Consider the following 25,840-nt stretch of genomic DNA (forward strand, 5'->3'; position numbering starts at 1 on the left):
CGGGTGGCGGGAAATAGCGGGAAGGGGGTGTTTGGGGTGATGGGTATTTGGGGTGTGGGTATCGGTTTTGGTGGCTGCGACGTGCCCGTCAGAGAACCGCGTTATGGCCACCAGGCGCTCGCCGGGAGATCTTCAGCGCCCTTGAGATCGAGCGCCGCCCGCGCGGCGCATCGCTGGCAAGCCAGCTCCCACATTTGTTGCAACGTGCCATGGCCTGTGAGATCTCCGTTGCCAGCCTTTTGGATGTTCGGCGATCAACTGCGGGGAGACTGTTGGGTTCGACAGGGTATCGCGTCGTACAAGCAAGGCGATCACTATGGCCTGTCAGGCATAGGTACGTTGCAACAAATGTGGGAGCTGGCTTGCCAGCGATGCGCCGCGCGGGCGGCGCTCGATCTCAAGGTCACCGGAAACGTAATGACAAGCACCTGTCAGCCCTGATGCGATCTACTGACGGACCTTCAAGACACACGAAGCCCGTGAAATCACTGATGCACGTGACCGTGCTTCATTTCCGGCTCACCCTCGGTCAAGGAGCGCACCGGCGCCTTGATCTCGAGGTTTTCCTTGTTGCCCTTGGCATCCTCGATCACCAGGGTGAGCGGTACTTCCTGACCCTGCTTGAGCTGGTGAACCAGGCCCATGAGCATCACGTGATAGCCGTTGGCATCCAGGCTAACCGCCTTGCCGGCCGGCAGGTCGAGGCTCGAGACCGGCCCCATGGTCATCACGTCGCCGTTCATCTTCATTTCATGGATCTGCACATCCTTGGCGACCGGCGACTGCACGGCGACCAGCTTGGCGTCGGTATCGGAAGTGAGGGTCATGAACGCGCCGGAGGAATGCTGGTTGGCCACGCTGGCACGGGCCCAGGCATTTTCCACGGTGGTTTGCGCCAGCGCCGGCAGGGCGGCGGCACACAGGGCCAGGACGGCCAGGGGTTTGCGAATCGGCAGCATCAGCAGATCTCCATCAGGGTCAGCAGGTCTTCGGCGCATTCCTTCGCCGTCAGCGAATGGGACAACCCCAGGTGCAGGCGGCCACGGGAATCGAAGACGAAGCTGGTGGACGAGTGCGACACGGTGTAGCTGTCGCCCAGCGGTACCTTCTCGTAGAACACGCCGAACTCCTTGGCGGTGGCCGCGATCTGTTCCGGGGTGCCGGACAACGCGGTGAAGGTCGGGTCGAAGGCCTTCACATAGTCTTCGAGTACCTGCGGGGTATCCCGTTCCGGATCCAGGGTGATGAACACCACCTTGAGGAAATCGCCGTCACGGCCCATCAGTTTCTTGATCTGCACCGCACGCGCCAGGGTGGTCGGGCAGATCGCCGGGCACTGGGTGAAGCCGAAGAACACCATCGGCATGGAGCCGTAGAAGCTCGACAGCGCGTAGGTATCGCCGTGGACATCCTGGAGCTTGAAGGAACGGCCGAGGATCTTGTTGCTCAGGTCCTTGCCGTACTTGAAGTCGAGCTTGGGCGAGGTATCGCAGCCGGTCAGGGCGGCGAGCCCCGCCAGGCCGAGCCCGGCGAGAACCTTGCGCCGGGTCAGTAGGTCGTTCATGTAACCATCCTTTGGGGAGGGTGCACGCTTGCGCAGGGAAGCTGTTCATTCCAGCCTTTCACGGGGCGGCATTTTGGCACGCGAGGACAGGAGGGGCCAGCGCAGGGCGCCCGAAGGGTGCGGCGTGGTGTCGCAGAAGGTGCCGACAATACGTAACAAGCTGTTAAACCGAGAATAGATCGAGGTTCCCTTAACATTATTTTCCCGAGAAGTGGCCTTGAGCCACCACTCAGGTTATTGTCGCCATCTCTTTCGGCATGGACTTTGTCAGTGCCACTGACACGGCCTGTCAGTCGCCTCCTCTAGAGTCGCGGCCAAGCCCACCGACAAGGATCCGCCATGGCGGCCACCGATCACGAAACCCTGGCCTTGCGCCTCGCCGATATCCTGCGTCTGCTGCTGGGCGGCGAACGCCCTACCCGCCTTGAGCTGGCCGAACGCTTCGGCGTCAGCGAGCGCACCATCTACCGCGATCTGAACCGCCTCGGCGATGTGGTCGAGCCAGGGGCGCATGGGGTCTACCAGCTCGCCAGCGCCTACCGCGGCAGCTTGTCCCCCGCCGACCTGCAGACCTTCGCCCGCATCAGCGGTGTCGAGCAGTTGTTCCCGGCCAGCGATCGCCGCGCCTGGATGGACTTGCTCAAGCCGGGTCCGACCAGCTTTCTCGTACGCGATGGCCATTTCGCTGCCAAACGGCCGGAAAACGGGGCGTTCCGCGAACTGGACCGGGCCATCGGGCAGCACCGCCGCTGCCAGCTGACCTATACCGGCAAGCAGCGCAGCGTCGAGCCCTACCGCCTGGTCCACAACAAGGGCATCTGGTACCTCGCCGCCACCGAAGCGGGACGCCTGAAGAGCTTTGCCTTCGCCCGCATCGAAGCCCTGCGGGTACTCGACCAGTCCTTCATCCCCGACAGCACTGTCCAGACCCGGATCGAAAGCGACGATGACATCTGGTTTGGCGAAGACCACCTCAAGGTCACTGTCCAGGTCGCCGCCAGCAACGCGTACTACTTTCAGCGGCGCAACGTGCTGCCGCACCAGCAACTGATCGAGCAGTTGGCCGACGGTCGCCTGCTCCTGCAATGCCGGGTCAATCACCCGAACCAGTTGCTGCCGATCGTTCGCTACTGGATCCCCCATGTGCGAATTCTCGAACCCGCCTGGCTGCAACAGCAACTGCACGACGAACTCACCGACTATCTGCACTGAGCAAGGACCCCGCCAATGACCGCCGACATGGAAAAGAACCTCGGCCAGGAACCCGACCCGGAATACGGCCTCGACTTCGAGCAGGTCGCCGAAGCACAGGCCAGGCGCATGGAGGGCGTGCTGTTCGACAAGCCGGACAACCCTGGCAAGACCAGTGCCGTGATCGCATCCTTCGTCGCCTCCTGCAATGCCCGTGGCGAAAAGCCGCTGGAGCAATGGCTGAGCGACGAGTTCCGCAAATACCCTGACCTGTGGAAAGACGAGCAGGACCTGCAGCAGACCAGTCGTGAGGTCATCCAGTCGACCCGCGCCTTCAACCAGGCCCGCGAGTCGCTGCAGAACCATCTCGACAAAGGGCGCAGCCAGGCCTCCTGGCTCGCCGCCGAGATCGAGAAGAACGCCGGCCTGTCGGGCTCGGTGCAGGTAGGCCAATACGCCGGGCGCATCGACCAGGCCCTGGCCGACGCCACCGACAACGCCAGGCGCATCGTTACCACCCAGGGCGGTGCCATCAGCCTCAACCCCAACCTGGACGGTTTTATCGCCGAGCAGCACCACGTCGATACCTTCAACATCGACGCGACCACCAAGGGCAGCCAGTACCGGGCAAGGATGGTCAACTCCCGGGAACTGAACTCGGTGGATATCGAGATCATCGACGGCAATGGCAACGTGGTCGCTAAATACCAGTCCAAATACGGCTCGGACGCCAGCGCCACCCAACGCCAGTTCGAAAGCGGCGACTACGCCGACCAGCAGCGCCTGGTGCCAGAAGGCCATGGTGCCGATGTGGCGGACAGCAGCGAAGTGATCGAGGCCGATGGGGTCAAGTCCAGGCCACTGTCCAAGGAGGACGCCAAGGCCTTGCAGGAGAAGGCCCAGGCGGAACAGGAAGCGCGGCAGTACGAATGGAACGACACCAACCGGCTGGACATTGCCAAACAGATCGGCAAGCAGGCCTTGGTCGGTGCTTGTATCGCGGTCGGTCTGCAGGGCGTCCGGGTACTGGCACGGCGCGCCTGGAACAGCCTCAACGGTCGGGAAAACCCCAGCACCGATGACGAACTCAAGGCGTTCTTCGACAGCGCGCTGCGCAGCACAGGCGAAACCGGCGCCCAGGTAGCAGTGTCCGGCGCAGTCGTAGTCGCGGTGAAGAACGGCTGGCTCGGCGCGGCCCTGCGCGGCACCCCGGCCGGTTTGATCACCAATATCGCCTGCGTCGGCCTGCAGAATGCCAAGGCCCTGTACAAGCTGGGCAAGGGCGAACTGACCGGGGAAGAAGCCCTGGATACCCTCGGCAGCACCACGGTGACCACGTCCATGGCCATCGCCGGCGCAACCCAGGCAGCCGCCCTGGGGGCCAGCCTGGGCACCGTACTCGGACCGGTCGGCACCCTCGTTGGCGGGTTCATCGGCGGCGTTGCCGGAGGGATCGCCGGCAGCCAGATCGGCGAGACGGTCTACGCCGCCGGGAAGACGCTGGCGAAAACCGCACTCAAGACTGCCGCACGGGTCGTCGAAGGAGCCGGGCGGATGCTCGAATCCGCCGGACGCGCCCTGAGCAATTTCGCCTCTTCCCTTTTCCCTGGCTGGTAAGCACCGATGAACCTGCTCGAACTCAAGGACAAGATCAAATCCCACCTGGTCGCCGGTTACCCGGGGCTGTTCATCCACTCAGGGGAAGAGGCGCGGATCGACGCCGTGCTGGCCGACGTAGCGGCGCAACTGCATCTGAGCCCAAAGGAGTGGAACCTCGGTTATGGCTGGGTGGATTTTCACAACAAGCAGCCGCGGGGCAGCCAGGGCCCGGACACCGACCTGGCTACCAGCCTGCCGGCACTGCTCGACGATGACCTGGACGGCAAGCTGTTCGTCATCAAGGACGCCCGCAGCGCCCTGGAGCACCAGCCCCTGGCCGTGGCGCGACTGAAGCAGTTGCTCAACCGCATCCAGCGCCATCATCGCGGCGCGGCGGCGGTGGTCCTGGTCTCGGAAACCCTGCATATCCCGCCACAGATCGAAGCACAGATCACCCTGTTGCCCCTTCCCTTGCCCCGTGGCGAGGAGATCGTCGAACAAATCGGCCGCGTTTGCCGCGAGTGCGACCTGCTGGTGCCGGAAAGCCTGCAACAACGCCTGCAGGCCGCATGCAGCGGCCTGAGCCAGGAGGAAATCCGCTCGGCGCTGGCGATGGTTCGATTGCAGCATGAACAGATCAACGATGCCGCCCTGGCGCTGATCCAGCGCGAGAAGGAACAGATCATTGCCAAGAGCGGTGTCCTGGAGATGCTCCGGGTCAATGCCAGCGCCGCGGATATCGGTGGCCTGGAAAACCTCAAGCAGTGGCTGGAGCGCCGCGCACAGATCTTCCGCCGCCTCGGCGAAGCCCGTGAGGCACGGGTCCAGGCGCCCAAGGGCGTGCTGATCGCCGGCATGCCCGGATGTGGCAAATCCCTGACTGCCAAGGCTGCGGCCGGGCTCTTCCAACTGCCATTGCTGCGCCTGGATATCGGTTCCTTGCTGGGCAAGTATGTCGGCGAAAGCGAACACAACATGCGCCGCGCCCTGACCATGGCCGAGTCGGTCAGCCCCTGCATCCTGTGGATCGACGAGTTGGAAAAGGCCTTCGTCGGCATGACCAGCGGCAGCGGTTCGGAAGTCTCCTCGCGACTGTTCGGCTACTTCCTCACCTGGATGCAGGAAAAGACCGGCGCGGTATTCGTGATCGCCACCGCCAACAATGTCGCCGCGCTACCGCCGGAACTGCTGCGCAAGGGGCGTTTCGACGAGGTGTTCTACGTCGGTTTCCCCAATGCCATCGAGCGCGGCGCGATCCTGGATATCCAACTCCGCGGCGAAACCCTGGAGCTGGACGACGAACAGCGCCGGCAACTGGTCAGCCAGTGCCGCGACTATGCTGGCGCGGATATTCAGAACGCCATCAACGAAGCACGGGAAACTGCCTTCCTCGCCGACCGCGCATTGACTTTCAGCGACCTCGAGGCGGCCATCGACTCGACGGTTCCCCTGCGGGAAACCCTGCGCGAGCAGGTCGCGGAGTACGAGGAGATTTTCGAGAAACTCAAGCTCAAGCCTGCCTCCCGGTGCGATGGCCTGAGCGTGGCGCAGATGATCCAGATGGCCGAAAGCGCCAACGCCTTACGCCGTGAGGAAGTAGCGCGCAACGAGGACTGCCCGGACGACCTGCTGGAAAAGCTGGCTCTCGATCCGGTCGGGGAAATCCGCAATGCCGTGTACCGTAACCCCAACTGCCCGGAGCGGGTGCTGACCCTGCGGATCAATATCGACGAGGGTGCGGCCGGCTTCGATCGCGAGCTGCTGCACCTGGCCTGCCTGCATCCCCATGCACCGCAGGATCTGTTGGCGTCACGGTTCCAATGGCTGGCGCTCAAGCCTGACCAGCGCCGCCAACTGGCAGTGAAAAGCAGCCATGAATCGCTGCTGCGCCAGTTGTTGCACGACGAGGACACCGAGGTACGTGTTGCCCTGGCGCACAACCGGCACCTGGGCATCGATGGCCAGCGCCAGTTGGGCAAGGATACCGAAGATGCCGTGCGACTGGCCCTGGCCGGCAACCCGCTGCTGTCCGGCGAGCTCCAGTCGCTGTTGTCGCGAGACCCGAGCGGTGAAGTCCGGGCGACGCTGGCGCGACTGCCGACCCTTGGCGAAAAGGCCCAGTTGAACCTGGGGGCAGACGACGATATCGACGTCCTGCTTGCGCTGGCGGCTCGCCACGCTGATGCGCAACTGCCAGAGGCGGTGCAGATGGAGCTGACCAAAAGCCCCGTGGACGTGCGCCTGCAACTGGCGGGCAATCCCGCGACCGGCGCTGCGGCGCAATTGCTGCTGGCCCAGGATGCTCATGTCGAAGTCCGCAAGACCCTGGCCGGTCACCCGGCCTTGGGCAGTGCCACCGTTCAGTACCTGATCAAGGATGTGGAGGCGGTACTGGTCACCCTGGCTGGCAACCACGGCCTGAGCCCACTGCAATTGCGGGGTCTGGTCCAGCACGAATCCGGGGACGTGCGCAAGGCCCTGGCGGGCAACACAAGCGCCGGCCTGGAGATTCTCGGCCTGCTGAGTCGGGATCCGTTGGCGGAGGTCCGCGAGGAGCTCGCCAGCAACGAGACCCTCAGCGCGCAAATTATCGACACCCTGCTTCGCGACCCGCATAGCGACGTACGCGAGGCCATACTGCTATGGCATAAGGAAGTCGATACCGAGCAACAACAACGCCTGGCGAATGATCCTGTGTGCGCAGTGCGCGAGCGCTTTGCCTGGCACAACGCCACGGGCGTCGACATTCACGAGCAACTGCTCGCCGACAACGCCAAGGTGCGCGCTGAACTGGCCAGCAATAGAAGTACCAGCATCAGCGTCCAGCAACGCCTGGCGCTGGATCCGGCCCCTGAGGTCCGCTGCGCCCTGGCACGCAACGCTGAAACCCACGAAGGCATCCAGGTGTTGCTGGCCGAGGACCCGGATGTCCAAGTGCGCGTCGAACTGGCCGGCAATGAAGATCTGGCAGGTGTAGCGTTCCCGCTGTTGCTCAAGGATGTCGAGGAAGTGCAACTGGCGCTGGCCGCGAACCGTGGACTGATGCCAAAACAATACGGCCGGCTGGCACGAAGCGGTTTCGACAAGGTGCAGATGGTGCTCGCAGGTAACCCGTTTATCGACGAGGAACTGATACGCGAGCTCGGCCAACACGCTGTTGCCACCACTCCGGGCAGCATTTGGACCATCCAGCATGAACCCTCGCCGAGGTTGCTGGCGCTGGCCCGAAATCCCGGGCTGGGGGAAAGCCTGCAGCGCGAGTACTACGAAGGCTGGAAGCATTCTCCAGTGTTGATGCAAGCGTTGGCCGGCAATCGTTCGCTGGTTCCGGGCTTGCAACTGCTCCTGGCAAGGCACCCGGATACCGAGGTCCGCCGTCAGCTTGCGAACAATGAGAAGCTGGCCGCAGACGTCGCGCGCGTCCTGCTCGAGGATATGTCGGTACGTACCGCGCTGATTCGTAGCCAGGTGCTGGATGCCGATATAGAGCAGGCGTTGCGCGACGATCACCGCTACGACATTCGCTTTGAACTGGCGGGTAACCGATACACGAGGACCGCCACCCAGTTGGCGCTCGCAACGGACCACGACGTAGATGTGCGCCGCGAACTGCTGACCCAGGCCAACGCCCAGCGCGGCTTCATCTTGAAGCTGGCGGCGCAGGCTGCGCTGGCACAGGACGATCATGAAGAGATTCGTGTGCTCCTGGCCCAGCATCCGCACCTGGGCCTGGGCCTGCAAGCCCGGCTTGCCGAAGATGAAGAGACCTGCGTACGGGAGGCGCTGGCCGCACGCCCCTCCGGGCTCCACGGTCGGGCGTTGAGCGAGGAAGTGCAACTGCGCCTGTTGAAGGACCCACAGGCGAGCGTACGCATGGCACTGGCCGGTAACGCTCAGCTACTGCCACATGTGCAATTGGCCCTGTCGCGGGACAGCGACACCCAGGTGCGTATTGCGCTGATTCGCAAATCCGGCAGCTTCGGACCACGCCTGCTGATGGTGGTCCAGAAAAGCCTGGCGAACGATGCCAGTGTGGAGGTTAGAAGCGCCTTGGCTGACGCCCTGTTCGGCCTCTACCCGCCGGCCACCAGCGAGGAAATACTGCTGGGTCTGGCGGGCGACAGCGATCACCGGGTAAAGGAGGCCATCGTCTGGGCCCTGAACTTCGGTGAGATGCGCTTCAGCGATGCGGTGATCGACCGCCTAAGGAAAGGACTCGACAAGGACACACTGGAAGCCTTGGAAGAGGCGCTGGCCAGTTGCGAAGACTGAGGACCTGCACAGTCGGGAACCTGTTCCCACGCGCATCTCTTGCGTGCGGGAACAGGTTGTTGCTTGCGCAAAAAGGACATCAGGCGCCAGATCTGCCAAATTCCTACGACAGATCCGGCAATTCTTACGGTCTCTTCACAATTCGGTCCATTTCCTGCTGCGAGCAGGTCGACGCATCGACAAGATGCCCACGCCTACCGACACACAAGGACAAGTGCCGTGCTCAAACCCCTCGCCATCGCCGTTGCCCTCGGATCCGCCTTGCTCCCTTTGGGGGCTGGCGCCTATGACTACGGGCAATACGCCAGCCAGACCCTGGATCGCCTGATCCACGACTATCCCGGCCGCTATCGCGGCACCGCCAACTTCGCCGGCGCTGCCGACTGGATGCAGGCACAGTTGGCCTATGGCTACCAGACCAGCCGCCAGGATTTCACCTGGGCCGGCACGCGCAGTTCGCAGAATGTAATCGCCTCCGCCGCCGGGACCAGCAGCAACTATGTGGTGCTGGGTGCGCACTTCGACACCTATTTCGGGCGCCCGACCCTGCAAGGCCTGGACGACAATGCCTCAGGCGCGGCGGTGCTGACCGAGATCGCCCGCAACCTCGGCGGCGTGCAACTGGAGAACGGCCTGGAAGTGGTCGGCTTTGGTGCCGAGGAAGAAGGGCTGCGCGGCTCACGGGCTTACGTCGCGGCCCTCAGCGACAGCCAGCGCGCCAACCTGCTGGGGATGATCAACCTCGATAGCCTGGTCACCGGCGACAAGATGTACGCCCACGCCGGCAGCAATGCCGCCGACAACCCGGCCCTCGGTGCGTACCGCGACCAGCTCATGCGTATCGCCGGGGAGTTGAAGATCGACCTGTTCACCAATCCCGGCCTGAATCCCGCCTACCCGGCCGGCACAGGCTGTTGCAGCGATGGCGAAAGCTTCGAGGGTCTGAATGTGCCAGTGCTGTTCATCGAGGCGACCAATTGGGAGCTGGGTGATCTGGACGGCTACGAGCAGACCGACAACCCGGCGATTCCGGGTGGGTCCACCTGGCACGACCCGAACGAAGACAACCAGACCGTGCTCACCGGCGCCTTCGGTCAGGAGCGCATCGACCAGCGCCTGCGGGATTTTTCGCGGCTGCTGACGCGCCTGGTACTGGAGCTGACCAACGCCGACCTGCTCGCCTCCACCGCGTCCGGCGGGGCCATGGCGCGGCAGATGGAAGACCAGTTGCAGCGCCAGCACCAGGCAATGACGCGACTGCATGACCGCCGCTGGCTGACCTTGCTGGACAGCCAGCGGACCGTGGGCAGCTTCGATGGCGAGGTTGGCGTCGAGGGCGAGGTGTCGCCCGACAGCGGATTCGATGTGGCCGGCAACCCGGAGTCCAAGCGCGTCGGCGTGCATGTGCTGGGCGACTACCGGCTGAGCGATGCGCTGACCGTCGGTGCCAGCCTGGGCTTCGAGCGCAGCCGCGACAGCCTGGAGCATGGCGGGCGGGTCGAAGGCGATACCTGGCAAGCCGGCCTGTTCGGCCTGCTCGATGATGGCGCAGCGCAGTGGCTGGCGGGTGAGCTGAGTGCCGGGCATACCCGTTTCGACACCCGCCGCTCGGTGTACATCCAGGCCAACAACGGCCCCGTGTTGCTTGACCAGCGCCTGTCCGGGGATACCTCCGCGCTGTTCTGGGGCGCACGGCTGGAGGGTGGCCATGACTTCGACCTTGGAGGCTTGAAGACCGGGCCGCTGGCGGGGCTGGATTACGTGCATTACCGCATCGATGACTTCCATGAAGACGAAGCGCTGCGTACCGCGCTGGGTTACGAGAAGCAGGACTACGACGGGCTCGAGGCCAGCCTGGGCTGGCGCCTGCGTGGCGAACTGGGGTTGGGGGCCGGCATGCGGGTCAAGCCCTACGCCAGCGTACGCTGGGTGCGGGAGCTGGCGGATGGGCGACTGGACGAGATCGACCTGGCAGCCCGGGCCGACGGGCGCGTACGGGTCGCGAACCTGGACAAGGTCGACAAGAGCTTCGGGCGCGCGCAGCTCGGCGCGCAGCTGATGGTGACCGAACAGCTGGGGGTATTTGCCGAGGCCAATACCCGGTTCGCCCATGACGAAGGAAACCAGGCGGGATATTCGTTGGGCGTGCAGTGGCTATTCTGAGCCTTCGACGCAGTGGTGCATGAGAGACCCCATTCGCAAAGCAAATAGAACGGATTCCAACATTTAATTTGTGGATGCGACGCGATGCTCATACTGTAGAGCGGCAGCCCCGGTAGAACGCCCGTTACAGGCGCTCCCGGGGTCACAACAACAAACACCCCCGAGACTGTCCATGTCCAAATCCTACTTCGCCCCTCACGGCGGGCACCCGGCTCAGACCGAGCTGCTGACAGACCGTGCGATGTTCACCGAGGCCTATGCCGTCATTCCCAAGGGCGTGATGCGCGATATCGTCACCAGCCACCTGCCCTTCTGGGACAAGATGCGCATGTGGGTCATCGCCCGCCCGCTGTCCGGCTTCGCCGAAACCTTCTCCCAGTACATCGTCGAGGTGGCCCCGGAAGGCGGCAGCGAGCGTCCTGAACTGGACAAGAACGCCGAAGCGGTGCTGTTCGTCGTCGAGGGTGAAGTCGATATCACCCTGCAGGGCAAGAACTACACGCTCAAGCCGGGTGGCTACGCCTTCATCCCGCCGGCGGCCGAATGGAGCCTGCGCAACAACAGCAAGGCCAATGTCACCTTCCACTGGATCCGCAAGCACTACGAAGCCGTGGAAGGCCTGCCGCACCCGGAAGCGTTCGTCACCAACGAGCAGGACATCACCCCGATCCCGATGCCGGGTACCGACGGCGCCTGGGTCACCACCCGCTTCGTCGACATGGCGGACATGCGTCACGACATGCACGTCAACATCGTTACCTTCCAGCCGGGCGGCGTGATTCCGTTCGCCGAAACCCACGTCATGGAGCACGGCCTGTACGTGCTCGAAGGCAAGGCGGTGTATCGCCTGAACCAGGACTGGGTGGAAGTGGAAGCCGGCGACTTCATGTGGCTGCGCGCCTTCTGCCCGCAGGCCTGCTACTCCGGTGGCCCTGGCCCGTTCCGCTACCTGCTGTACAAGGATGTGAACCGCAACGTGCACCTGACGCTGAACCCGAAGCGTTGAGTGACGTCGGGCTCGCAGCCTGAATGAGAAAGCCCGCCGGTGGATGGCGGGCTTTTTTATGGGTGTCTGTGAGGGCCTCATCGCCGGCAACGCCGGCTCCCACAAGGTTTGCGGTGCACACAAAACCTGTGGGAGCTGCGGTTCGGCGCTCCGACTTGCCAGCGATGAGGCCGTCGAGGTCAACCACTCATTCCTGATCCAGCAACCCCGCCAGCACCACCCCCAATTCCTTCACCATCGGCTCCGCCGTCGGCCGGTGCACTACAACGATCTCGTAGCTGTCCACCACCGGCAGCCCGTCCTTTGCCCCAAGAACCCGATGGTCTGCGGTGACTGCCCGCGGAGGCAGCAGGCTGATGCCCATCCCGTCCGCCACTGCCGCCTGGATTCCGCTGAGGCTGGAGCTGGTGAACGCGATCCGCCAACGCCGACCGAGGCCCTCCACGGCGTTGATGATTTCGTCGCGGTACAAGCCCCGGGGCGGGAAGGTCACCAGCGGAATCGGGTCCAGTTCCAAGGCTGGATTCTTCGCACTGTCGATCCATGACAGTTCTTCCGACCAACTGGCCACCCCTTCCCTACCGTTGCGCCGTTGCTTCAATAGCACCAGGTCCAGCTCGCCGTTGTCGTAGCTCTGGGCGATGTCCCGGCACAGGCCACTGGCGACTTCCAGCTTGACCTCGGGGTGCTTGCGGTTGAAGGCGGACAAGGCCTTGGTGGTGCGGCCGCCAACGAAATCCTCCGGCACGCCCAAACGCACGGTAACGCCTACGGTTGCACCGGCCAGGGCTTCGAGCATCTGGTCGTTGAGCGCCAGCATGTGCCGGGCATAGCCGAGCAGGGTCTGGCCGGCATCGGTGGGCAGCACGTCGCGGTTGCCGCGTTCAAGCAGGCGGTGGCCGACCATGTCTTCCAGGCGGCGGACCTTCTGGCTGATGGTGGATTGAGTGGAGTGCAGGCGCGAGGCGGCTGTGGTGAAACTGCCGCAGTCGGCGACCACCACGATCGCGCGCAGCAGATCGAGATCGAACAGGGTTCTAGCGGGTTTCGCAATGGCAGGCATGGGGGCATTTACAGAATGAATGACCCCCGAGGTTTTAGCATGCCCTCAGGCTGCCGGCGAGCCTTGCAGGAACATCTGCCGTTCGGCATCGCGGCGCTTGACCATGCCGATATCCGGCCGCCCCCGGACCTGAATCCATTTGGAAAACTCCGCCGCCGCGCGTTCGAAATCGCTGGCGTTGACGTGGCGCAGCAGGATCGAGTTGCGCAGACGCGCCAGGCCGTAATCGAACACCAGCAGCAGGAGCGCGTCCCATTGGCCCTGGCTGACCGGGACCGTCAGCATCCCGGCCAGTTGCGTCTCGAAACGGCCAATCTCGTGTTCCAGCTTGGCCTCGGCCTCGGGCTGGGTGATCTCCATGCCCTCGCTGACATCGCCATAGTGGGCATAACCGATGAACCACAGGCCGCTGACATCCTGGCGGGCCTTGAGGGTCAGTCCGTTGCGGCGTTTGATCAGGTCCAGGCCCGTCGGGGACAGTCGCATGTGCCAGCTCCTTGCATGAAAGTGAAGGACAACGTCGGGCAAGACTACTTCAGTCATGGCGTCCAGTGATAGCACTTAGCTGCTACTGAATGCCGCACGCCTGACGCGTCAGAAGCTTACCTTCACCCCCACATACCCGGTACGTCCCGGTGCCGGCTCGTAGTAGCGTCCGCCGCTGTCATTGATCCGCAGGTTGTCGTAGTAGCGTCGGTCCGTCAGGTTATCCAGTCCCACATAAGGCTCCACGTTTTCCGCCCAGCCCTTGAGCTGCATGCCCAGGCGCAGGTTGACCAGCGCATATCCACCGACCCGTGCGGTATTACCGCTGTCGGCGTACTGGCGGTCGAACACCGAGGTGTTCAGGCGTGCATACCAGTTGTCACGGCTGTAGGAAACTTCACCGAACAGGCTTTGCACGGGAATACCGGGCAGGCGATTGCCGTCGGCATTTTCGAAACTGCGGTAGGTGTAGTCGTTGAGGCTGTAGGCCGTGCTGACCTGCCAGTGTTCGTCCGGCTGCCAGCGCGCGCTGAGTTCCAGGCCGTCGCGGCGGGTCGAACCGGCGTTGCGGTAGAACGTGCGGCCATCGACGTAGGGCACCAGTTCGTCACGGGTATCGATGCGATACACCACGGCTTCGTAACGCCAATGCGCAGTTTCGCCCTTGAAACCGACCTCCTGGTTAAGCGCCTCCGCCGGTTCCAGGCTGCTGTTGAAACCACCACCATTGGGATTGGCCAGTTCGCTGACAGTCGGCGTCTCGAAGGAAGTAGCGACGCGGGCGTAGATCGTGTGGGACGGATCCAGGCGATAACTGAGACCAACGCTGTAGTTGAGGTCACGCAGGTTGCGCTTGCCGGAGTCGTCACCATCACGCAGGTAGTGATCGTCCACGCTCAGGCGTACGGTGTCGTGGCGCAGGCCCAGGCTGAGTAACCAGTTCTCGCCAAGCTCGGTGCGGTTTTCCACGAACAGACCGAGGCTGCGGGCCTCTTCACGTTGACGGGAGGTCAGCGCACCCTTCTCGCCCCCGAGGATATTGTTGTTGCGATCACGGTCGTCGCGCAGGGATTCCAGGTCGCCCCCGAACGTGAACCAGTGCTTGAGGCCGAACCAGTCGGCGACATGGGTGTAGTTGGCACCGGCGCCGGCGAACAACCGCTCATAGCTGGTCTGGCCGTTGGCGGCCAATGGCAGGCGATTCTCGAAATCCCGTTGACCGACATAGCTGCGGATCTGGTAGGTATCTTCTCCAAGCGGCTGTCCGTCCCACACCAGCGACAAACGCTGCTGCCTGATGCGCTCGTCGGAATCGAAGCTCAGGCTTTGCGGACGGGCCTGGTTGCGGTCGGCACGAACCTGCCCCAGGGTCAACCCGCCCGGGTCCTCCGAGCGGTTATCGAGAGCGTGCAGGGTCAACGCCAGGCGCCCCGTTTCGCCCCACCAGCGCAGCTTGCCGGTGAGGTTGTTGGCCTCGCTGGTGGCATGCTGGCGATAACCGTCGGACTGGGTCGAGCTGACAGCGGCCAGGGCGCCGAAATTGCCCTCGGTGCCGCTGGCTTCCACGCTCTGCCGGCGGAAACCGTAGCTACCGACGCTGACATCGCCGGACACACCGGGGTGGTCGCCCGGCTCGCGGGTCTCGATCGCCAGCACCCCGCCCGCGCCGTTGCCGTAGAGCACGGCAGCCGGTCCGCGCAGCACTTCCATGCGCTCGACCAGGCCCAGGTCGAAGCCGTCCAGTTCGGTCTGGCCATCGGGCATGGTCAGCGGTACGCCATCGACCAGCACGCGAATGCCGCGCACGCCGAAGCTGGAGCGCGAGCCGAAACCGCGGATCGCCGGGCGCAGCCCTTGGGCGGCGTTGTAGCGGCTTTGCACCACAACCCCTGGCACGCCGGAGAGCAGGTTGCCGAGGGTCAGCGCCTGTTCGCCGCGACTGTCGGCGGCATCGACCACGCTGGCCGACAACGCGGCCTGGGCCCACTCGTCGCCGGTGCGCGTGGCGCTGATTACCACGGGATCGACATCGACAGCGGTGTCGGCCAGGGCGCCGGTGCTGGTGAGCAATAGCGCACCCAGGGCGGCGCAGCGGTGTGCGGCGCGTTGCCGCTCGTTGTCATTCATAAGGCTTTCCATCCGGTCCCGCACAAAGGGGCTGAGTGGACCATAAACCGGCGGTTGGGCATAGGGCTATCAGGCTTGGGGCTGGGGGTTGGGGGACTTGGGTTGGGGGTCGAAAGTAGGAGTGTCAGAGCGATTTTGGGGCTGCTTTGCAGCCCCAAGGGATCTCAATAGAAATACGCCAGCCTGAACTGCAACGAATTATCGATCTTCACGCCCTCGCGCACCGAGGTGTCGTGCATCACCTGCCCCATCACCTGCAACTGCTTGTTGACCATGGTCGCCACGGTGAAACCGACGGTTCCATTGTCACGGCTGGTGGCCAGGGTCACGCCATCCAGGGTCTCGCGGCCGCCCCAGTTGTGCCGGTAGGTGAGCGCCGCATAGGTGTCCTGGGTGAAGTTGTAGCGAAGGTGATTGTGCAGTTGCAGCAGCGTGTCCTTTTTCGCATCGGTGGAGCGCTGGTCCTGGTAGAACTCAGCCTCGGCGATCACATCCCAGGTGATCCGCTCCGTCAGGCCCTTGATGTAGCCGACCTGGAAATCCACCGCCCAGCGGTTGTTGCTGAGGGCAAAGCCTTCGTTCTTGTCGCTGCCGGTGGGCGCGGTGAAGAACACCGACCAACCCAGGTGCTCGTTGCGCTCCAGGTCGCCGATGGTCCACAGCGTACCGCCGAAGGTGATGTCGCCGAGCCCGGAATTCTTCGTATGGGTCGCACCGATATCCTGCTGGCCGAAGGGGATGACGATCTGCGGGTCCCAGGTGTAGCCGGTACCGAAGAAGTCCGTGAAATGGATCAGGCGCAGGACACCCACCGTCATGTCCAGATCAAGATCGTCGGCGACCTTCTTGCCGCCGGAATAGACCTTGTCGCCCCGCGGGTTCTGTTGATAGAGCACCACCACATCGGTGCCCTTGGGTAGCGCGGTGTAATCACCGGGGTCGGGTTTGACATCGGCCAGGGCCGTGCAGGTAGCGCCGAACAGTGTGAGGCCGAGTGCAAGGGCCGGGGCGTTGAAGCTCTTCATGATGGACTCTCGTTGTTGTTTTTGTTGGCGTGCAGAGCCCCGGGCGGCCCCGTTTCCGGGGTCGCCTGGGTAATGAATCGGACTCAGTTGGCGGCGCTGGCCTTCAGATCGGCCTGAAGATCATGGGTGCGCTTGACCAGGTACTGGCGGATAAGCTCCATGTCCTCGGCCTTGAGGATGTCGGAGAAGTTCGGCATGCCGCGGTAGATCAAGGCCCCGCTGACGAACGCCGGGAAAGCCTGGTGCTTCTCCTTCGTCAGGTAGCGCAGATCGGGCACGACCCCGCCGGCCACCGCATTCAGGCCATGACAGCCGGCGCACAGGCCATTGAACATGGTGCGTGCCTGGGTCAGTTGCTCAGGTGTGGCCGTGAGTTCCAGCTCGACATTGGGGAACACCGGCGCCTGCTTCGGCGGGGGTAGCTCACCTTTGGCTCCCAGCTTGAAGGCAATGATCCGCGACTCGGACTGGACCTTGGCCTTGTTGGTCAGCGAGCCGGTCAGCAGCGGCAGGATCCCGCCCCAGCCGACGGAAAAGGCCACGTACTGATCCTTGCCCACGGTATAGGTGATCGGCCCGGCCATGACCCCGGAGTTGGCCCGGTGCTCCCAGAGCTTCTCGCCCTTGTCGGCGCTGTAGGCCACCACGCGACCGTCTGCGGTGCCCTGGAACACCAGGTTGCCGGCGGTGCTGAGGGTGCCGCCGTTGCCGGCGCTGGCGTATTCCTGCTTCCAGGCCGGGGCCTGCTTGACCGGGTCCCAGGCGATCAGCTCGCCGGTCCAGGCATCGCGGATCTGCTTGAAGGCCTTCGGATCTTCCGGCACGTCCGGTACGTCGAGTCCGAAGTTGAGCACCGATTTGTTCGGGAAGAACATCGGTTCCTTGGCCGCCTTCAGCTCGGCCAGGGTGTGCTGGGCCGGGATATAGACGTAGCCGGTCCTGGGGCTGTAGGACATCGGGTGCCAGTTGTGGCCTCCGAGGAAACTTGGCTGTACGACCTTGGGTTCTTTCGAATAATCCGCCGCGCCAGTCAGCACTGGCCGGCCTGTCTTCAGATCGATCTCGCTGGCCCAGTTCACCGGGACGTAGTTCTTCGCCGAAAGCAGCTTGCCGTTGGTGCGGTCGAGCACGTAGAAGAAGCCGTTTTTCGGTGCCTGCATCAGGACCTTTCGCACCTGGCCGTCGATCTTGATGTCGGCGAGGATCATGTGCTGGGTCGCGGTGTAGTCCCAGCGGTCCTGCGGGGTGACCTGGTAGTGCCAGACGTATTCACCGGTGTCCGGGCGCAGGGCCAGGATCGATGAAACGAACAGGTTGTCGCCCTTGCCCTGGCTGCGGAACTGGTAGTTCCATGGCGAGCCGTTGCCGGTGCCGATGTACAGCAGGTCGAGTTCCGGGTCGTAGGCCATGGAGTCCCAGGCGGTGCCGCCACCGCCCCACTTCACCCAGCCGTCGCCGGTCCAGGTCTTCATCGCCATGGCCATGGCCGGGTTTTCCGGCGGCAATTTGGGATCGCCCGGCACGGTGTAGAAGCGCCAGGCCTGCTTGCCGGTCTCGGCGTCGTAGGCGGTGACATAGCCGCGCACGCCGAACTCGGCGCCGCCGTTGCCGATCAGCACCTTGCCCTTGACGATACGCGGCGCGCCGGTGATGGAGTAGCTCTTGCTGCGGTCGATGATGGTGTCCACCGACCAGGCTTCCTTGCCGGTGGCCGCGTCGAGGGCGATCAGGCGGCCATCGAAACTGCCAACGTAGACCTTGCCGTTCCACACCGCGACACCGCGGTTGACCGGGCCACAGCAGCCCTGGCTGAGGTTGGCCGGTGGCACCTGGGGGTCGTATTTCCACAGCATCTCGCCGGTCGCGGCATTCATCGCATAGACGATGCTGAAGGCTCCGGTGGTGTACATCACCCCGTCCACCACGATCGGCGTGGCCTCGGTGCCGCTGTCGATGTCCAGGCGGGTGGTCCAGGCCATGCCGAGCTGGCCGACGTTGCTGTCGTTCACCGCGTCCAGCGGGCTATAGCGCTGCTCGTCGTAGGTACGACCATGGCTCATCCAGTTGCCCGGCTCGAGGTTGGCATTGGTCAGGCGTTTCGCATCGACCTGTGCGGGTGCGCTCGGCGGGGCGTCGGCAGCCGAGGCATGCAGGGTCGAAAGCAGCACGGGCAGGCCCGCCAGCAGGAAAAGGGTTTTCATGTGTTTCGGACTCCAGCGACACATTTATTGTTGTTATGCGCCCGCAAGGCAGCCTGCCCCGCAGGCCAAGCATTAGCAGGCTCTGCACTACGCAGGAGTATTAGAAGTCGTGCTGCAAGGCGGCGCTTGACTGTCACCGCCAACGCAGTTGGCATTTCTTGCCAGTGCCTACAGCTGGAAGGCGTGTGCCCGGTAATCCCGGGGCGAAACCTCGAACTGGCGCTTGAACGCGCGGCTGAAATGGGCGACATCGACGAAGCCCCACTTGAAGGCGATCTGGGTGATCGACTGGCTGCGCAGGGTGTGGCAACACAGGTCATGGGCCACTTTCGTCAGACGGGTCCGAAGGATATAGCGCGAGACGCTTTCGCCGTGTTCCTCGAACAGCCGGTAAAGACTGCGCACCGAGGTGTGCAGTTGATCCGCCAGGTAGGCAGGGCCGAGATCGACATCCTGCAGCGACTCGTCCACCAGGCGCAGCGCCGTGGCGAACAGGCTGTCGCTCTGCAGCAGAAGGTTCCCGTCCTGCACCTGCCCGGACATCGCCGGCAGCACCAGCGACACTAGGGCGTTCTGGATGGCCTGGCCGTCATCGCCATTGGCCGCGCCGTCGCCGAGCAGGCCGATCGATTGCACCAGCGAACGCACCATGCGGCTCGACACGTTGTTGCGCGACAGCTTGCCGAACAGGTTATCGCCCTTGAACTGGCGGGTAACGATGTCCCGTGACAGGTGTACGGAAATGTTTTCGACCAGGCCCAGCGGCTCGATCTCGAACAGCCGCGCCGAGTCCACCAGGGCGATGTCCTCGGGGCCCAGCTCGACCTCCATGCCCGCCTGGCGAATCCGCTGGCGGCCGCTGCGCTGGTAGATCAGGAAGCAATGGCTGTCATCGCTGTCCACGCCGATCAATTCGCGGCTGATCAGGCGGGCATTGGTACGGATATGGGCGGTGTCCAGGGCACCGATGGCCTGGCTGTGGATCTCGCCGATGAAGTGGCGGGTCAGGCTCGAAGGCAGGGTGCTGAAATTGCCGCAAATGCTGCGCAGGGACTGGCACCAGCGCTCGAAGCCGGCCTGCTCGCTCGATGACAGGAACATGGCATCCTCCGATCTTATTATTTAATTAACATATTATCTAATTTCGAAGAGATCAAGCCGTTTAACGATACAACCTAAACCTGTAAGCACACTAAAAAGTATCACGATACCCTGGCTTCGACAGGGGAAATGTCATCGGCTTTTTCCTGGGTCAGATCTTTTTGCACCTTGCCCTTCCCCGTGCCAGCAAATCTTGCCATCATTATTGGTAACAATTCTCATAAGCACTTTGTTTATCATTAGGAGCATGGCATGGCTGTCCCGGTACCTCCCCGTCTCTTTCGTCCTTCACTCAATCTGCTGTCCGTAGCGATCTGCATGGCTGGCTCCCTGTCGGCAATCGCTGACGAAGCGAGCACGACGCCCGCGCAGACGCCACCGGAGACCCTGGAACTGGGCGCGACGCAAATCAGCAACACCCAGCTCGGCAGCACCACCGAAGGCAGTTCGTCCTACACCACGGGCATCATGTCCACCGCGACCAAGCTGCCGATGACCATGCGCGAAACACCCCAGGCGGTCACCGTGATGACACGCCAGCGCATGGACGACCAGGCCATGACCAGCATCAACGACGTGGTCAAGTACACCCCCGGCCTGTTCCTCAGCCAGTCCAGCGGCCCCGGCCGGCAGACCTACTCCTCGCGCGGTTTCGATATCGACAACCTGATGTACGACGGCATCCCCAGCACCTACCAGGGCTGGACCGTAGGCGCCCAGCCGAACCTGGCGATGTTCGACCGGGTCGAGCTCGTCCGCGGCGCCACCGGGCTGGTCACCGGCGCAGGCAACCCGTCGGCGGCGATCAACCTGGTACGCAAGCGCCCGTTGGCCGAGCAGAAGGTCACCCTGACCGGTGCGGCCGGCAGTTGGGACGACTACCGCGGCGAAGTGGATGCCTCCAGCCCGCTGAATGCCAGCGGCACCCTGCGTGGCCGGGTAGTGACGTCCTGGCAGGATGCCAACAGCTTCGTCGACCGCGCCGAAGAGACCCATGGCCTGTTCTATGCCATCACCGAAGCCGACCTGAGCGACGACACCACGCTGTCCCTGGGCTTCTCCCACCAGAAGGACCGGACCAATTACTTCTGGGGCTCGTCGATGGTCGGCCTCGACGGCCATCACCTCGACCTGCCGCGCTCGTACAACCCGGGCACCGATTGGGAAGACAAGGACCAGGACATCAATACCCTGTTCGCCGAAATCCGCCAGCAACTGGCCTACGACTGGAAGCTGCAGGTCAATGCCTCCTATACCCAGCAGGACGCGCTGTTCTCGGGCTCCTATCAGTCGCGCTGGGCCCCCGACAAGAGCCTGGCGCGCACCGTTTACCAGTCCGCTCACGACGAAGACCAGGCCGGTGTCGATGCGTTCGCCAGCGGCCCGTTCCAGGCCTTTGGCCGCAGCCATGAACTGGTGGTCGGCGCCAGCAAGCGCATCTACGACATGACCACCCGCAACTACAGCCCCTACGACACCAACTGGCCGCTGAACGCTGGCAAGCCGGACTTCGTGCACAGCGGCAACAGCCGCAAGGTGACCAATCAGGAAGGCGTTTACCTGACCACCCGCCTGAGCCTGGCCGACCCGCTCAAGCTGATCCTCGGCAGCCGGCTGGACTGGTACGACTACGACGACAAGCAGAACTCGGCGGCCGATTACAAAGTCACCCGCAACGTCACGCGCTACGCCGGGCTGATCTACGAGCTGGACGACCATCATTCGGTCTATGTCAGCTACAGCGATATTTTCAATCCGCAAGCCTACAAGGACGCATCCGGCAGCCCGATCAGGCCGGTGGAAGGCAAGAACTACGAGGTCGGGGTCAAGGGCGAGTACTTCGACGGGGCGCTGAACGCCAGCGTGGCGCTGTTCCGCGTCGACCAGGAAAACCGTGGCGTTTCGCTCACTGACGTCTCCGGCTGCGTGGACCCGACCAACTGCTACGCGGCTTCCGGCCAGGTGCGCAGCCAGGGCATCGACATGGAACTGCAAGGAGCGCTGACCCGCAACTGGCAGATCGGCGCCGGCTACACCTACGCCCGCACCCACTACCTCAAGGATGACGCCAAGCCGCAGAACGAGAACCAGCGCTTCAGCACCGATACACCCGAGCATCTGTTCAAGGTGTCCACGGTGTACCGCTTCGAAGGTCCGCTGGAAAAGTTGCGGGTGGGCGGCAACGTCTACTGGCAGAGCCGGATGTACAACGATATCGCCACCGCCAACGGCGCGTACCGGCTCGAACAGGGCGCCTATGCGGTCACCGACCTGATGGCGGGCTATCAACTGACCCGCAACCTCGACCTGCAGCTCAACGCCAACAATATTTTCGACCGCAAGTACTACTCGGCCATCTCCACCTCGGTGGACTATGGTGGGGATGTCTACGGCAAGCCACGAAACATGATGGTGACGGCGAAATACAGCTTCTGATCGCCACGCCCGCGCAGGGATGCGCACCCCTTCCCTCTCCCCTCTTCACTCCCGTCCCTTGGCACGGCTTCCCCCCTGCGGCTATCTTAGTGCCGTGACGCAACATGGCCCGTTACACCGACAACAAGATACGGAGCCGTTCATGACCCGGCATAGCGCGCAGCCCCATCCCAGTGAACTCGCGGCCTTCGTCAGCGAGCATTTTCCTGGTCGAGCGATTCGTCCGGACGGAGTGATCGCCCAGTCCTGGTATCGCAGCGTGGTCCAGCACAGGCTTGACCCAGGCACGGCCACGCGCCTGGATATCCTCAGCGCTGCGGATATCCGCCGCCACCAGCAGCAACACCAGGAGTACCTCGCCATCGCCGGCCAGGGCGTCAGCGGCCTGGCCCGGCGCGTGGTCCCGGCGGGCTTTGCGGTGCTGCTCAGCGATGAGCAGGGCATCACCCTCGACGCCCGCCTGCCCCGTGAACACACGCCGTATGTACGCTCCGGACTGGTGGTCGGGGCGCGCTGGGACGAGTCCATCGCCGGTACCAACGGCATCGGTACCACCCTGGCCGCCGCAGAGCCGCTGATCATTCACCGCCAGGAGCATTTCCTCGACGCCAATGCCGCGCTCAGTTGCTCGGTGGCACCGATCTTCGATGCCCAGGGTCTGCTTCGTGGCTGCCTGAATGCCACCTGCCTGAACAGCGACGGGCCCAAGGAAAGCCAGTACCTGACCCTGCAACTGGTGATCCTGTACGCCCGCCTGATCGAGAACGCACATTTCCGCCAGAGCTACAGGGACCGGCTCAGCCTTTCCCTGAAGCCTATCGACGAAATCACCGACCTGGCCAACGAGCAACTGCTGGCCCTGGACGACGAGGGTCGGGTCATCGGTGCCAACCACGCAGCCTTTGTCGCCCACGACAGTAATGCCGGCGGCCGCTTGATCGGCAGCCGGATCGACCGCTTGCTGCCCATGTCTGTCGATGACCTCCTGCGCCAGACCCACGGCGGCGCCCGCGGCCTGCGCTTGCGCGCCCGGCATGACGACACGCTGCTGGACCTCAGCCTGCGCATTCCCTCGGCCAGGCACGGCGTGGCACAGGCACCGGCGCCGACGCGCGCCCGGCCACCCCGCCACCCCGACCTGGAACGCCTGGCAGGTGCCGACCCGACGCTGCAACACAGCGTGCAGCGCCTGCGCAAGGTCCTCGACAAGGACATCGCCATCCTGATAACCGGTGAAACCGGTACCGGCAAGGAGGCCTTCGCCCGCGCCATCCACCAGGCCAGTGCGCGCCGGGGCGGGCCTTTCGTCGCGCTCAATTGCGCGGCGATTCCGGAAAGCCTGATCGAAAGCGAGCTGTTCGGCTACCGCGGCGGCAGTTTCACCGGGGCCGAGAAAAAAGGCATGAAGGGCAAGCTGGAACTGGCCAATGGCGGCACCTTGTTCCTCGATGAAATCGGCGATATGCCTGCGCATCTGCAAACGCGCCTGCTGCGGGTGCTGGCAGAACGGGAAATCTCGCCTATCGGTGCTGCGGCACCGGTGGCGCTGGATATCCAGGTGATCTGCGCAACCCACCAGGACCTGCAGGCCATGCTGCGCGACAAGGGCTTTCGCGAAGACCTGTTCTATCGCCTCAACGGCATGCACCTGCGCCTGCCACCCTTGCGCGAACGCAGTGATCGCGGACACCTGCTGGATGCACAGCTCGCGGCCCAAGGCATGCGAATCACCGCCCAGGCGCGCCAGTGCCTGCTCGATGCGCCATGGCCCGGGAATATCCGCCAGTTGCTCAATGCCCTGCGCTATGCGGTGGCCCTGGCGGAGAACGGCTGTATCGACGTGGATTGCCTGCCGGAGGACCTGCTGCAAAGCAGCCCTGCGCCTTCAGGCAGCGACTCGCAAAGCGAGGACCTGCTGGCGGTCCTGCGCCGGCATCGCTGGAACATCAGCGCAGCGGCGACGGAACTGGGTGTAGCGCGCTCGACGCTGTATCGGCAGATGAAAAAGCAGGGGCTGGTGCAGCCGAATGACCGGTTTTGAGCCTGAAACTGCAGTAGTGAATCCACCACTCCAATCGCTGGCAAGCCAGCTCCCACAGTTTTGTGGGAGCTGGCTTGCCAGCGATGAGGCCATCAGCAACAACCAGGCTGTCAGCCCTGGATATAGACCACATGGCTATGGGTGTACTCGTACAACCCATGCTTGCCATCCGCCCCGCCGATCCCCGATTTGCGCGTGCCGGCATGGAAGCCCTGCATGGCTTCGAAGTTCTCGCGGTTGATGTAGGTCTCGCCGAAATCCAGCGAGCGGGTCGCCTGCAAGGCCGCACTCAGGCTGCGGGTGTAGATCGATGAGGTCAGGCCGTATTCGCTGTCGTTGGACAGTGCGATCGCTTCGTCCAGGTCATCGACCACCTGGATCGGCAGGACCGGGCCGAAGATTTCCTTGCGCATGATCTCCATGTCCGCCGAGCATCCCGCCAGCACCGTCGGCTGGTAGTGGAAGCCCTGGCCGAGATCGGCCTGCGCGCCGCCGGTAATCACCTGGGCCCCCTGCCCGCTGGCGGTACGCACCATCTGCGCCACCTTGTCCAGCGCGGCGCGGTTGATCAGCGGGCCCATGTCCAGGCCGTTCTCGGCCAGCGGATCACCGTACCGGGTAGCGGCCATGGACGCTGCGATGCGCTCGATGAAGGTATCGGCCACCTTGCGCTCGACATAGACCCGCTCGGCGCAGTTGCAGACTTGCCCGGTATTGATCACCCGTGAGGCGGTGATGGCCTTGACCGCCAGGTCCAGGTCCGCGTCGGCCAGAACGATCGCAGGCGCCTTGCCGCCCAGCTCCAGGTTGAGCTTGGTGATGTTCGGCGCCGCCGCGGCCATGATCCGGGAACCGGTGCCGACGCTGCCGGTAAAGCTGATGAGGTCGATGCCGGGGTGGCTGCTCAGCGCGTTGCCCACCGTCGCCCCGGTACCACAGACCACGTTGAAGACACCGGCAGGCAGATCGGTCTCGGCCACCAGGCGGGCGAATTCGAAACAGTTGATCGGGGTTTCCTCGCTCGGCTTGATCACGATGGTATTGCCGGTCAACAAGGCCGGCGCCATCTTGCGCGCGATCAGGAAGAACGGGAAGTTCCACGGCAGGATCCCGGCCACCACGCCCAGGGGCTTGCGCAGCAGCAGGATGCTCTCACCAGGGCGGTCGCTGCTCAGCACTTCGCCCTCCAGGCGCCGCGCCCACTCGGCCATGTAGTCGAGGTAATCAGCGGTGAAGTTCACCTCGACCCGAGCCAGCTCCAGCACCTTGCCCTGCTCGGCGGTGATGATCCGCGCCAGGCGCTCGCTGTGCTGCCGCACCTTGCCGGCGATGGCCCGCAGGTAGCCGGCACGTTCGATTGCCGGTCGCAACGCCCAGGCCTTCTGCGCCTGGCGCGCGGCGGCGATGGCCTGCTCGACCTGTGCGCTGCTGCCCTGGGGCACCCGCCCGAGCAACTGGCCGTTGGCCGGGTTGTACACCTCGATCAGTTCGTCGCTGGGGACGAAGGCGTTGCCAATGTAGTTCTGATAAGTAGCGTCACTCATGTGTCTTCTCCATGTCGGTCC

Annotated in this window: 16 protein-coding genes; 7 read left to right on the forward strand and 9 right to left on the reverse strand. The window is 63.8% G+C overall.

Going from position 1 to position 25,840, the window contains the following annotated elements:
• Positions 1-485: 485 nt before the first annotated feature.
• A complete protein-coding gene (locus N7650_RS15255) occupies positions 486-965 on the reverse strand; it encodes a copper chaperone PCu(A)C (protein WP_100228105.1) in 480 nt (159 codons plus the stop codon).
• Entirely contained in the window at positions 959-1,564 is a 606-nt protein-coding gene (locus N7650_RS15260; protein WP_009398928.1) for an SCO family protein, read from the reverse strand. Before N7650_RS15260 ends, N7650_RS15255 begins: the two co-directional genes overlap by 7 nt.
• A gap of 339 nt (positions 1,565-1,903) precedes the next feature.
• Here N7650_RS15260 and N7650_RS15265 point away from each other — a divergent pair, with 339 nt between their 5' ends.
• The 5 genes from N7650_RS15265 to N7650_RS15285 all read left to right on the forward strand — a co-directional run bounded on the left by N7650_RS15265 (position 1,904) and on the right by N7650_RS15285 (position 11,795).
• Positions 1,904-2,776, forward strand: a complete 873-nt coding sequence (locus N7650_RS15265) for a WYL domain-containing protein (RefSeq protein ID WP_279898942.1) — start codon at positions 1,904-1,906, stop codon at positions 2,774-2,776.
• Between the two features lie 15 nt (positions 2,777-2,791).
• A complete protein-coding gene (locus N7650_RS15270) occupies positions 2,792-4,372 on the forward strand; it encodes a hypothetical protein (protein WP_279898944.1) in 1,581 nt (526 codons plus the stop codon).
• 6 nt (positions 4,373-4,378) lie between these two features.
• The gene (locus N7650_RS15275; RefSeq protein ID WP_009394089.1) at positions 4,379-8,626 is read left to right on the forward strand and encodes an AAA family ATPase; all 4,248 of its coding nucleotides are present in this window, start codon (positions 4,379-4,381) and stop codon (positions 8,624-8,626) included.
• 219 nt (positions 8,627-8,845) lie between these two features.
• Positions 8,846-10,789, forward strand: coding sequence for an autotransporter domain-containing protein (locus N7650_RS15280; RefSeq protein ID WP_279898945.1), 1,944 nt, complete (start codon positions 8,846-8,848; stop codon positions 10,787-10,789).
• Positions 10,790-10,961: 172 nt separating this feature from the next.
• Positions 10,962-11,795: a bifunctional allantoicase/(S)-ureidoglycine aminohydrolase gene (locus N7650_RS15285; RefSeq protein WP_009394085.1), complete on the forward strand. Its 834-nt coding sequence runs from the start codon at positions 10,962-10,964 to the stop codon at positions 11,793-11,795.
• 187 nt (positions 11,796-11,982) lie between these two features.
• Here the strand turns inward: N7650_RS15285 and N7650_RS15290 are convergent, their stop codons facing one another.
• From N7650_RS15290 to feaR, 6 genes are all read right to left on the reverse strand, one after another.
• Positions 11,983-12,858, reverse strand: coding sequence for a LysR family transcriptional regulator (locus tag N7650_RS15290; protein WP_009394084.1), 876 nt, complete (start codon positions 12,856-12,858; stop codon positions 11,983-11,985).
• 45 nt (positions 12,859-12,903) lie between these two features.
• Positions 12,904-13,344 carry a lysozyme gene (locus N7650_RS15295; RefSeq protein WP_009394083.1) on the reverse strand — a complete coding sequence of 147 codons (441 nt, stop codon included), beginning with the start codon at positions 13,342-13,344 and terminating at the stop codon, positions 12,904-12,906.
• A 108-nt stretch (positions 13,345-13,452) separates the two neighbouring features.
• Positions 13,453-15,471 (reverse strand): TonB-dependent receptor, encoded by a 2,019-nt coding sequence (locus tag N7650_RS15300; protein ID WP_279898946.1) that lies wholly within the window; start codon positions 15,469-15,471, stop codon positions 13,453-13,455.
• 164 nt (positions 15,472-15,635) lie between these two features.
• Positions 15,636-16,496: a transporter gene (locus N7650_RS15305; protein ID WP_064301745.1), complete on the reverse strand. Its 861-nt coding sequence runs from the start codon at positions 16,494-16,496 to the stop codon at positions 15,636-15,638.
• 83 nt (positions 16,497-16,579) lie between these two features.
• A complete protein-coding gene (locus N7650_RS15310; RefSeq protein WP_279898948.1) occupies positions 16,580-18,697 on the reverse strand; it encodes a PQQ-dependent dehydrogenase, methanol/ethanol family in 2,118 nt (705 codons plus the stop codon).
• Positions 18,698-18,865: 168 nt separating this feature from the next.
• Positions 18,866-19,798 carry a transcriptional regulator FeaR gene (gene feaR, locus N7650_RS15315; protein ID WP_009394079.1) on the reverse strand — a complete coding sequence of 311 codons (933 nt, stop codon included), beginning with the start codon at positions 19,796-19,798 and terminating at the stop codon, positions 18,866-18,868.
• A 252-nt stretch (positions 19,799-20,050) separates the two neighbouring features.
• Between feaR and N7650_RS15320 the strand changes: the two genes are divergently transcribed.
• Positions 20,051-22,234: a TonB-dependent siderophore receptor gene (locus tag N7650_RS15320; protein WP_279898950.1), complete on the forward strand. Its 2,184-nt coding sequence runs from the start codon at positions 20,051-20,053 to the stop codon at positions 22,232-22,234.
• 142 nt (positions 22,235-22,376) lie between these two features.
• Positions 22,377-24,275, forward strand: a complete 1,899-nt coding sequence (locus tag N7650_RS15325; protein ID WP_279898951.1) for a sigma-54-dependent Fis family transcriptional regulator — start codon at positions 22,377-22,379, stop codon at positions 24,273-24,275.
• 110 nt (positions 24,276-24,385) lie between these two features.
• On the opposite strand, the gene aldA is transcribed toward N7650_RS15325, so the two are convergent.
• A complete protein-coding gene (gene aldA, locus N7650_RS15330) occupies positions 24,386-25,819 on the reverse strand; it encodes an aldehyde dehydrogenase (RefSeq protein ID WP_279898953.1) in 1,434 nt (477 codons plus the stop codon).
• Positions 25,820-25,840 lie beyond the last annotated feature (21 nt).

This window comes from Pseudomonas sp. GD04058, assembly GCF_029836855.1.
Classification (GTDB): Bacteria; Pseudomonadota; Gammaproteobacteria; order Pseudomonadales; family Pseudomonadaceae; genus Aquipseudomonas; species Aquipseudomonas bharatica.

Coding starts and splice junctions, on each gene's coding strand:
- N7650_RS15260 (WP_009398928.1), bottom strand. CDS start 1,564: ATGAACGACCTACTGACCCGGCGCAAGGTTCTCGCCGGGCTCGGCCTG.
- N7650_RS15275 (WP_009394089.1), top strand. CDS start 4,379: ATGAACCTGCTCGAACTCAAGGACAAGATCAAATCCCACCTGGTCGCC.
- N7650_RS15295 (WP_009394083.1), bottom strand. CDS start 13,344: ATGCGACTGTCCCCGACGGGCCTGGACCTGATCAAACGCCGCAACGGA.
- N7650_RS15325 (WP_279898951.1), top strand. CDS start 22,377: ATGACCCGGCATAGCGCGCAGCCCCATCCCAGTGAACTCGCGGCCTTC.
- N7650_RS15285 (WP_009394085.1), top strand. CDS start 10,962: ATGTCCAAATCCTACTTCGCCCCTCACGGCGGGCACCCGGCTCAGACC.
- N7650_RS15320 (WP_279898950.1), top strand. CDS start 20,051: ATGGCTGTCCCGGTACCTCCCCGTCTCTTTCGTCCTTCACTCAATCTG.
- N7650_RS15305 (WP_064301745.1), bottom strand. CDS start 16,496: ATGAAGAGCTTCAACGCCCCGGCCCTTGCACTCGGCCTCACACTGTTC.
- N7650_RS15290 (WP_009394084.1), bottom strand. CDS start 12,858: ATGCCTGCCATTGCGAAACCCGCTAGAACCCTGTTCGATCTCGATCTG.
- N7650_RS15310 (WP_279898948.1), bottom strand. CDS start 18,697: ATGAAAACCCTTTTCCTGCTGGCGGGCCTGCCCGTGCTGCTTTCGACC.
- N7650_RS15265 (WP_279898942.1), top strand. CDS start 1,904: ATGGCGGCCACCGATCACGAAACCCTGGCCTTGCGCCTCGCCGATATC.
- feaR (WP_009394079.1), bottom strand. CDS start 19,798: ATGTTCCTGTCATCGAGCGAGCAGGCCGGCTTCGAGCGCTGGTGCCAG.
- N7650_RS15270 (WP_279898944.1), top strand. CDS start 2,792: ATGACCGCCGACATGGAAAAGAACCTCGGCCAGGAACCCGACCCGGAA.
- aldA (WP_279898953.1), bottom strand. CDS start 25,819: ATGAGTGACGCTACTTATCAGAACTACATTGGCAACGCCTTCGTCCCC.
- N7650_RS15300 (WP_279898946.1), bottom strand. CDS start 15,471: ATGAATGACAACGAGCGGCAACGCGCCGCACACCGCTGCGCCGCCCTG.